The organism is Paenarthrobacter sp. CM16 (assembly GCF_013179505.1).
GTDB lineage: Bacteria > Actinomycetota > Actinomycetes > Actinomycetales > Micrococcaceae > Arthrobacter.
Window position 1 is genome coordinate 1 of sequence record NZ_JABMCX010000171.1, and the last position, 10,303, is coordinate 10,303.

Consider the following 10,303-nt stretch of genomic DNA (forward strand, 5'->3'; position numbering starts at 1 on the left):
ACCGCTAACACGGCAAGCACCGATGGTGCCACCCGCCGCCTCTCATTCGCAAAGATTCACGAACCGCTTGACGTTCCGAATCTTCTCGCCCTGCAGACGGACAGCTTTGACTGGCTCGTCGGAAACGAACGCTGGCAGGCGCGGGTAGCGAAGGCTGTCGAGGAGGGCGACCTCAGCGTCGCCACCACCTCCGGACTTGCCGACATCTTCGAAGAGATCTCCCCCATCGAGGACTTCCAGGGCACTATGTCCCTGAGCTTCTCCGAGCCGGAGTTCGCTGACCCGAAGTACACCATGGCCGAATGCAAAGACCGTGACGCCACTTACTCGGCACCGCTGTATGTCAAGGCCGAGTTCATGAACAACAACACGGGCGAAATCAAGCAGCAGACCGTGTTCATGGGCGACTTCCCCCTCATGACTGAGAAGGGAACGTTCGTCGTCAACGGCACCGAGCGTGTTGTTGTCTCCCAGTTGGTCCGTTCGCCGGGCGCCTACTTCGAGCGCACTGCTGACAAGACCAGTGACAAGGACATCTTCACTGCGAAGATCATCCCGTCCCGTGGTGCATGGTTCGAACTCGAAATCGACAAGCGCGACCAGGTCGGCGTTCGCCTCGACCGCAAGCGCAAGCAGTCGGTAACGGTTCTCCTGAAGGCCCTCGGTTGGACCGAAGGCCAGATCCTGGAAGAGTTCGGCCAGTACGACTCCATGCGTGCAACGCTGGAGAAGGACGCCACCGAGACCCGCGAAGACGCGCTTCTGGATATCTACCGCAAGCTGCGACCGGGCGAGCCGCCCACAGTCGAGGCTGCCCAGTCGCTGCTGGACAACCTGTACTTCAACGCCAAGCGCTACGATCTTGCCAAGGTTGGCCGTTACAAGATCAACCGCAAGCTCGGTATCGACCGCTCCCTTGGTGACAAGGAAGCCTCGGTCCTGCACGTTGAAGACATCGTCGCCATGATCAAGTTCCTCGTTGCGCTCCACGCCGGCGAGAAGACCCTCATGGGCAAGCGCGATGGCGAAGACCACGAGCTCCGCGTCGACGTCGATGACATCGACCACTTCGGCAACCGTCGCATCCGTGCAGTTGGCGAACTGATCGAGAACCAGGTCCGCACCGGTCTGTCCCGTATGGAACGCGTCGTCCGCGAACGCATGACCACGCAGGACGTCGAGGCCATCACGCCGCAGACACTGATCAACATCCGCCCTGTTGTAGCAGCCATCAAGGAGTTCTTCGGAACGTCCCAGCTGTCGCAGTTCATGGACCAGAACAACCCGCTCTCGGGTCTGACCCACAAGCGCCGCCTGTCGGCACTTGGCCCGGGTGGTCTGTCCCGTGACCGTGCAGGCATGGAAGTTCGAGACGTTCACCCGTCCCACTACGGACGTATGTGCCCCATCGAAACCCCTGAAGGCCCGAACATTGGTCTGATCGGTTCGCTGGCATCCTACGGCCGCATCAACCCGTTCGGTTTCATCGAGACGCCGTACCGCCTGGTCTCCGAAGGCGTCGTTTCCGACGAAGTCCAGTACCTGACGGCCGATGACGAAGCCGAGGTCCTGATCGCACAGGCCAACGCTCCGCTGGATGCTGACAAGAAGTTCTCTGAAGAGACTGTCCTTGTCCGTGCCCGTGGTGGTGGAGGCGAGCCTGTCCTGGTTCCCGCTGCAGACGTTCAGTTCATGGACGTTTCCCCGCGCCAGATGGTGTCCGTGGCAACCGCCCTGATCCCGTTCCTCGAGCATGACGATGCAAACCGCGCACTCATGGGTGCCAACATGCAGCGCCAGGCCGTGCCGCTGGTCCGTTCCGAGGCTCCTTTCGTGGGCACCGGCATGGAACGCGCAGCAGCCGTCGACGCCGGTGACGTTGTCATCGCCAAGAAGGCAGGTGTGGTCACCGAGGTTTCCGCCGAGCTGGTTGTCATGATCAACGACGACGGCACCGAGACCAACTACCGCATCAACAAGTTCGCCCGTTCCAACCAGGGCAACTGCTACAACCACCGCGTCCTGGTCAACGAAGGCCAGCGCCTGGAAGTTGGCGGCATCATCGCTGACGGTCCCGCAACGGACCAGGGTGAACTGGCCCTCGGTAAGAACCTCCTCGTGGCATTCATGTCATGGGAAGGCCACAACTTCGAGGACGCCATCATCCTGTCGCAGCGCATTGTTGCTGAGGACGTTCTTTCCTCCATCCACATCGAGGAGCACGAAATTGATGCCCGCGACACCAAGCTTGGTGCCGAGGAAATCACCCGTGACATCCCCAACGTGTCCGAGGAAGTCCTTGCAGGCCTGGACGAGCGCGGCATCATCCACATTGGTGCCGAGGTTGAAGCCGGCGACATCCTGGTCGGAAAGGTCACCCCTAAGGGTGAAACCGAACTGACCCCGGAAGAGCGCCTCCTGCGCGCCATCTTCGGTGAGAAGTCCCGCGAAGTCCGCGACACCTCCCTGAAGGTGCCCCACGGCGAGTCCGGTACGGTCATCGGCGTGCGCGTCTTCGACCGCGACAACGACGACGAACTGCCCCCGGGCGTGAACCAGCTGGTCCGCGTCTACGTTGCAGCCAAGCGTAAGATCACCGACGGCGACAAGCTCGCCGGCCGTCACGGCAACAAGGGTGTTATCTCCAAGATCCTCCCGATCGAGGACATGCCCTTCCTTGCAGACGGTACCCCGGTGGACATCGTCCTGAACCCGCTTGGTGTTCCGGGTCGAATGAACGTTGGCCAGGTCCTGGAAACCCACCTCGGTTGGGTTGCCAAGACCGGTTGGAAGATCGAAGGCGAGCCGGAGTGGGTCAAGAACCTGCCCAACCTGCCTCGTGAAACCGGCCAGACCACCGTTGCCACACCGGTGTTCGATGGCGCCCGTGAAGAAGAGATCACCGGCCTGCTTGACTCCACCAACGTGACCCGCGACGGCGACCGCCTGATCGACTCCTCCGGCAAGACCCGTCTGTTCGACGGCCGCTCCGGCGAGCCGTTCCCGGACCCGATCTCCGTCGGTTACATGTACATCCTGAAGCTCCACCACCTGGTGGACGACAAGATCCACGCGCGCTCCACCGGCCCGTACTCCATGATCACCCAGCAGCCGCTGGGTGGTAAGGCTCAGTTCGGTGGCCAGCGCTTCGGTGAAATGGAAGTGTGGGCGCTCGAAGCTTACGGCGCCGCTTACACCCTTCAGGAACTCCTCACGATCAAGTCTGATGACATCCATGGTCGTGTGAAGGTCTACGAAGCCATCGTCAAGGGCGAGAACATCCCTGAGCCTGGCGTTCCCGAGTCCTTCAAGGTCTTGATCAAGGAAATGCAGTCGTTGTGCCTGAACGTGGAAGTTCTTTCCACGGACGGAACCACGATCGAAATGCGTGACTCTGATGACGCAGTCTTCACGGCTGCGGAAGAACTGGGCATCGATCTGTCTCGTGCAGAGCCCAGTTCCGTAGAAGAGGTCTAGCAGCTGTTCCGGCGGGCAGCCTCAACCACTGCCCGTCGGAACAACTCCCTCTTCCCGTAACCAAGACTTCAGAATTTAGAGAACAAGAGAGAACAGGGACCATATGTCCAGCGAATCCTCCTTCGGCCTCATGCAGATCGGCCTCGCCACCGCGGAAGACATCCGCGGATGGTCTTACGGTGAGGTCAAGAAGCCGGAAACCATCAACTACCGCACGCTCAAGCCCGAGAAGGACGGCCTCTTCTGCGAGAAGATCTTCGGCCCGTCCCGCGACTGGGAATGCTACTGCGGTAAGTACAAGCGCGTCCGCTTCAAGGGCATCATTTGCGAGCGTTGTGGCGTTGAAGTCACCCGCGCCAAGGTGCGCCGTGAGCGCATGGGCCACATCGAGCTCGCCGCGCCTGTAACCCACATCTGGTACTTCAAGGGCGTTCCCTCGCGCTTGGGCTACCTTTTGGACCTGGCACCGAAGGACCTTGAAAAGGTCATCTACTTTGCTGCCTACATGATCACCAGCGTTGACACCGAATCCCGTCACGCCGAACTGCCGAACCTCCAGGTTGAGCACGACCTCGAGAAGAAGCAGATGGTGGACAACCGCGACAGCGACATCGCCACGATCGCCCGCGACCTTGAAGACGAGCTTGCCCGTCTCGAAGGCGAAGGCGCCAAGGCTGCCGACAAGAAGAAGGCCCGCGACTCTGCCGACCGCCAGATGGCGAACGTCCGCAAGCGTGCCGACGCCGACATCGAGCGCCTCGAGCAGGTCTGGGACCGCTTCAAGAACCTCAAGGTCGCTGACCTTGAAGGTGATGAGGGCCTCTACCGCGAACTGCGTGACCGCTACGGTCTGTACTTCGAAGGCTCCATGGGTGCCGAAGCCATCAAGAAGCGTCTTGAGACCTTTGACATGCAGGCTGAAGCCGAGTCACTGCGCGACACCATCCAGAACGGCAAGGGCCAGCGTAAGACGCGTGCCCTGAAGCGACTGAAGGTTGTCAATGCGTTCCTGACCACCAACAACAGCCCGCTTGGCATGGTTCTCGACGCCGTTCCGGTGATCCCGCCGGAACTGCGCCCGATGGTCCAGCTGGACGGTGGCCGCTTCGCGACCTCCGACCTCAACGACCTCTACCGCCGTGTGATCAACCGCAACAACCGTCTCAAGCGCCTGCTTGACCTCGGTGCTCCGGAGATCATCGTCAACAACGAGAAGCGCATGCTTCAGGAAGCTGTTGACAGCCTCTTCGACAACGGTCGTCGTGGCCGTCCCGTCACCGGTCCGGGCAACCGTCCGCTGAAGTCCCTGAGCGACATGCTCAAGGGCAAGCAGGGTCGTTTCCGCCAGAACCTCCTCGGCAAGCGCGTTGACTACTCCGGCCGTTCGGTCATCGTGGTTGGCCCGCAGCTGAAGCTGCACCAGTGTGGTCTGCCCAAGCAGATGGCTCTGGAGCTCTTCAAGCCGTTCGTGATGAAGCGCCTGGTTGACCTCAACCACGCACAGAACATCAAGTCGGCAAAGCGCATGGTCGAGCGTTACCGTCCGCAGGTCTGGGACGTGCTGGAAGAGATCATCACCGAACACCCGGTGCTGCTCAACCGTGCACCTACCCTGCACCGCCTCGGCATCCAGGCCTTCGAACCGCAGCTTGTGGAAGGCAAGGCAATCCAGCTTCACCCGCTGGTTTGTGGCGCCTTCAACGCTGACTTCGACGGCGACCAGATGGCAGTCCACCTGCCGCTGAGCCCGGAAGCCCAGGCCGAAGCACGCATCCTGATGCTGTCCTCGAACAACATCCTGAAGCCGTCCGATGGCCGTCCGGTGACCCTGCCTTCGCAGGATATGATCATCGGCCTGTACCACCTGACCACCAAGCGCGTCGGTTCTGCCGGCGAAGGCCGCATCTTCTCCTCGGTTTCGGAAGCCATCATGGCGTACGACGCCCGCGACCTGCACCTGAACTCCCAGGTGAAGATCCGTCTGGATGACTTTGTGCCTTACGCAGGATGGGAAGCTCCGGAAGGTTGGGAGCCCGGTCAGCCGGCTCTCGTTGAGACCTCCCTGGGCCAGGTCATCTTCAACCAGACGCTGCCCGAGGATTACCCCTGGGTAGAGGCTGTTGCCGACAAGGGCGAGCTGTCCCGGATCGTCAACGACCTCGCCGAGCGCTACCCGAAGGTTGTTACGGCGGCAACGCTGGACAACCTCAAGGACGCAGGCTTCTACTGGGCCACCCGTTCGGGTGTCACGGTTGCCATCTCCGACATCGAGGTACCTACTTCCAAGCCTGCCATCCTGGCCGGTTACGAAGCCATGGCCGCCAAGATCCAGGGCCAGTACGACAAGGGCCTGATCGACGACGACGAGCGTCGCCAGGAACTGATCGAAATCTGGAACAAGGCAACCAACGAGATCGCCCAGGCGATGCGTGACAGCCTGTCCCCGATGAACACCATCAACCGCATGGTGTCCTCCGGTGCACGTGGTAACTGGATGCAGGTCCGCCAGATCGCGGGTATCCGTGGTCTTGTGGCCAACCCGAAGGGTGAGATCATTCCTCGCCCGATCAAGTCCTCCTACCGTGAGGGCCTGTCGGTGCTGGAATACTTCATCGCCACGCACGGTGCCCGTAAGGGTCTGGCCGATACCGCTCTCCGTACCGCCAACTCGGGTTACCTGACCCGTCGTCTGGTGGACGTTTCGCAGGACGTCATCGTCCGCGAAGAGGACTGCGGTACCGAGCGCGGTCTGCTCACGCCGATCGCCGTGCCGGATTCCAACGGTGAACTCGTCCTGGACGAGAACGTCGAGAACAGCGCCTACGCACGTACGCTGGCTGTCGACGTCGTCGATGCCCAGGGCAACGTCCTGGCTGCCGGCGGCACCGACTGCGGCGACGTCGTTATCGACCAGCTGCTGGCTGCAGGCATCACCGAGGTCAAGGTCCGCTCCGTACTCACCTGTGAGTCCAAGGTCGGCACCTGCGCGCTCTGCTACGGCCGTTCGCTGGCCACCGGCAAGACCGTGGACATCGGCGAGGCCGTGGGCATCATTGCCGCACAGTCCATCGGTGAGCCCGGTACACAGCTGACCATGCGTACGTTCCACACCGGTGGTGCTGTTTCCGCCGGTGGTGGCGACGACATCACCCAGGGTCTGCCCCGTATCCAGGAGCTCTTCGAAGCCCGTACTCCGAAGGGTGTTGCACCGATTGCTGAAGCAGCCGGCCGCATCACCATCGAAGAGTCCGAGCGCCAGATGCGCCTGGTCATCACTCCGGACGATGGTTCCGAAGAGATTGCCTACCCGGTACTGCGTCGTTCACGTCTCCTCATCGAAGACGGCGAGCACGTCAGCGTCGGCCAGAAGCTGATCAACGGTCCGGTGGACCCGAAGCAGGTTCTGCGCATCATGGGTCCGCGTGCTGCACAGAAGTTCCTTGTGGACGAAGTTCAGGGCGTTTACCGCAGTCAGGGCATTGGTATCCACGACAAGCACGTCGAGGTTATCGTCCGCCAGATGCTGCGCCGCGTGACCGTCATCGAATCCGGCGACTCCGACCTGCTCCCCGGTGAGCTTGCAGAGCGCGCCCGCTTCGAGGACGAGAACCGCCGCGTCGTGTCCGAGGGCAAGTCCCCGGCTTCGGGTCGTCCGGAACTCATGGGTATCACCAAGGCTTCCTTGGCTACCGAGTCCTGGCTGTCGGCAGCTTCCTTCCAGGAGACCACCCGCGTCCTGACGCAGGCGGCCATGGAAGGCAAGAGCGATCCTCTGCTCGGCCTGAAGGAAAACGTCATCATCGGTAAGCTCATCCCGGCCGGTACGGGCCTGCCCCGCTACACAGAGGTCACTGTGGAGCCGACGGAAGAAGCAAAGGCAAGCCTGTTCACGGGCCCCAGCGCTTTCACCGACTTCTCCTATGACGCCCTGGGTGGCGACGGCGCTCCCGAGTTCCACGCCATCCCGCTGGATGACTACGATCTCGGTAACGACTTCCGCTAAACCGGTAAGTTGACGCCGTCATCGCTTGCTTGACGCCGTAAAGGTCCGGCCCCGTACTCCCTGAGTGCGGGGCCGGACCCGTTAAGGGCCGCGGCTACCCGCGAAGTCAGTTGGGGGAGTGGAGGACGACGGCGGCAGCCGGGTGGCGCCGTCGTCCTCCATACACCCGATTAAGGCCCTAGATCAAGCCGTGCTAGACTTTTGGTAATTGTTCTGTGTGGCAGTGGATGAAGGCCGCCGCAGCATCATTTTGGTTTTGTTCTCATGGTGCTGGGTGGAGCCTGTTTCCGGGTTGCGGGCAACATGCGCAACGAATGCCGCACTTTTGCACGCCTACCGGAGTTTCGGCCGGCTGCACGAGCAACGCCAAAGTTCCCACGTTTACACTGGCTGGCGCCTGTGTGTGGGGGCAGAGATCAAACAACGGAGAACACGAAAGTGCCTACGATTAACCAGCTGGTCCGCAAGGGCCGCACGCCGAAGGTCTCCAAGACCAAGGCTCCCGCGCTGAAGGGCAGCCCGATGCGCCGCGGTGTTTGCACCCGCGTTTACACCACCACCCCCAAGAAGCCGAACTCGGCTCTCCGTAAGGTGGCACGTGTGCGTCTCAACGGTGGCGTAGAAGTAACCGCCTACATCCCCGGTGTTGGCCACAACCTCCAGGAGCACTCCATCGTGCTCGTCCGTGGTGGTCGTGTGAAGGACCTTCCGGGTGTCCGCTACAAGATCGTCCGCGGCGCACTCGACACCCAGGGTGTCAAGAACCGCAAGCAGGCTCGCAGCCGTTACGGCGCAAAGATGGAGAAGAAGTAATATGCCTCGCAAGGGTCCGGCCCCGAAGCGGCCGCTAGTTTCCGATCCCGTTTACGGCTCCCCGTTGGTCACGCAGCTGATCAACAAGGTTCTTGTCGACGGCAAGAAGTCCACCGCAGAGCGCATCGTTTACGGTGCACTTGAAGGTGCACGTGCAAAGTCCGGCGGCGACCCCGTTGCCGCTCTCAAGAAGGCCATGGACAACGTCAAGCCTTCCCTCGAGGTGCGTTCACGCCGTGTTGGTGGCGCTACCTACCAGGTTCCGGTTGAGGTCAAGCCGGGTCGCTCCACCGCCCTCGCTCTGCGTTGGCTCGTGGGCTACTCCAAGGCCCGCCGGGAGAAGACCATGACCGAGCGCCTCCAGAACGAAATCCTGGATGCCTCCAATGGTCTTGGTGCCGCTGTGAAGCGTCGCGAAGACACCCACAAGATGGCCGAGTCCAACAAGGCCTTCGCACACTACCGCTGGTAAAAACTTTCCGGACGCCGCCGGCTCACTGAGCCGGCGGCGAACGTGTAGTCCATCCGAAAGGGAGACCCCGTGGCACAGGACGTGCTTACCGACCTTAATAAGGTCCGCAACATCGGCATCATGGCCCACATCGATGCCGGCAAGACCACCACTACCGAGCGCATCCTGTTCTACACGGGTGTGAACCACAAGATCGGCGAGACGCACGACGGCGCTTCGACGACTGACTGGATGGAACAGGAAAAGGAACGCGGCATCACCATCACGTCTGCCGCCGTGACTTGCTTCTGGGACAAGAACCAGATCAACATCATCGACACCCCGGGCCACGTTGACTTCACGGTTGAGGTTGAGCGCTCCTTGCGCGTCCTCGACGGTGCAGTTGCGGTGTTCGACGGCAAGGAAGGCGTGGAGCCGCAGTCCGAGACTGTTTGGCGCCAGGCTGACAAGTACAACGTTCCGCGTATCTGCTTCGTCAACAAGATGGACAAGCTGGGCGCTGACTTCTACTTCACCGTAGACACCATCATCTCCCGCCTTGGTGCCAAGCCGCTGGTCATGCAGCTGCCCATCGGCGCTGAGAACGACTTCATCGGTGTTGTTGACCTCCTCGAAATGCGCGCCCTGGTTTGGCCTGGCGACGCAAAGGGTGACGTCACCATGGGCGCTTCCTACGAAGTGCAGGAAATCCCGGCGGACCTCCAGGCCAAGGCCGAAGAGTACCGTGCACAGCTCGTAGAGACTGTGGCCGAGGCTTCCGAAGAACTCATGGAGAAGTACCTCGAAGGTGAAGAACTCACCCTTGAGGAACTGAAGGCCGGCATCCGCAAGATGACCATCAACTCCGAGCTCTACCCGGTGTTCTGTGGTTCAGCATTCAAGAACCGCGGTGTCCAGCCGATGCTTGACGCTGTTGTTGACTTCCTGCCGAACCCGCTCGACGTCCCGCCGATGATCGGTCACGATCCCCGCGACGAAGAGAAGGAACTCACCCGCAAGCCTTCTGCTGACGAGCCGTTCTCGGCCCTCGCCTTCAAGATTGCTGCACACCCGTTCTTCGGTCAGCTGACCTTCGTCCGCGTGTACTCCGGTCACGTCGAGGCCGGCGCCCAGGTGGTTAACTCCACCAAGGGCAAGAAGGAGCGCATCGGCAAGCTGTTCCAGATGCACGCCAACAAGGAAATGCCCGTTGAGGGCGCTACCGCAGGCCACATCTACGCAGCGATCGGTCTGAAGGACACCACCACGGGCGACACCCTGTGCGATGCCAACAACCAGATCGTCCTCGAGTCCATGAGCTTCCCGGAGCCCGTGATCTCGGTTGCCATCGAGCCCAACACCAAGGGTGACCAGGAGAAGCTCTCCACGGCCATCCAGAAGCTCTCCGCTGAGGACCCGACCTTCCAGGTCTCCCTCAACGAAGACACGGGCCAGACCATCATCGCCGGCATGGGCGAGCTCCACCTGGACATCCTGGTGGACCGCATGCGCCGCGAATTCAAGGTCGAGGCAAATGTTGGCAAGCCGCAGGTTGCTTA

5 protein-coding genes are annotated in these 10,303 nt (G+C 61.3%); all 5 read left to right on the forward strand.

Going from position 1 to position 10,303, the window contains the following annotated elements; translation table 11 throughout:
• Positions 1 to 3,477, forward strand: a 3,477-nt coding sequence (rpoB, locus tag HP499_RS15185) for a DNA-directed RNA polymerase subunit beta (protein WP_172325031.1), incomplete at its 5' end; no start/stop codon positions are given.
• A 103-nt stretch (positions 3,478 to 3,580) separates the two neighbouring features.
• A complete protein-coding gene (locus tag HP499_RS15190; protein WP_172325033.1) occupies positions 3,581 to 7,480 on the forward strand; it encodes a DNA-directed RNA polymerase subunit beta' in 3,900 nt (1,299 codons plus the stop codon).
• A 438-nt stretch (positions 7,481 to 7,918) separates the two neighbouring features.
• Entirely contained in the window at positions 7,919 to 8,293 is a 375-nt protein-coding gene (rpsL, locus tag HP499_RS15195; protein ID WP_009358312.1) for a 30S ribosomal protein S12, read from the forward strand.
• A 1-nt stretch (position 8,294) separates the two neighbouring features.
• Positions 8,295 to 8,765, forward strand: coding sequence for a 30S ribosomal protein S7 (rpsG, locus tag HP499_RS15200; RefSeq protein WP_003803829.1), 471 nt, complete (start codon positions 8,295 to 8,297; stop codon positions 8,763 to 8,765).
• Positions 8,766 to 8,834: 69 nt separating this feature from the next.
• Positions 8,835 to 10,303, forward strand: a 1,469-nt coding sequence (fusA, locus tag HP499_RS15205) for an elongation factor G (RefSeq protein ID WP_172325035.1), incomplete at its 3' end; no start/stop codon positions are given.

Excerpts from the sequence above, each read along its gene's own strand:
- rpsG (WP_003803829.1), top strand. The coding sequence starts at position 8,295 with ATGCCTCGCAAGGGTCCGGCCCCGAAGCGGCCGCTAGTTTCCGATCCC.
- HP499_RS15190 (WP_172325033.1), top strand. The coding sequence starts at position 3,581 with ATGTCCAGCGAATCCTCCTTCGGCCTCATGCAGATCGGCCTCGCCACC.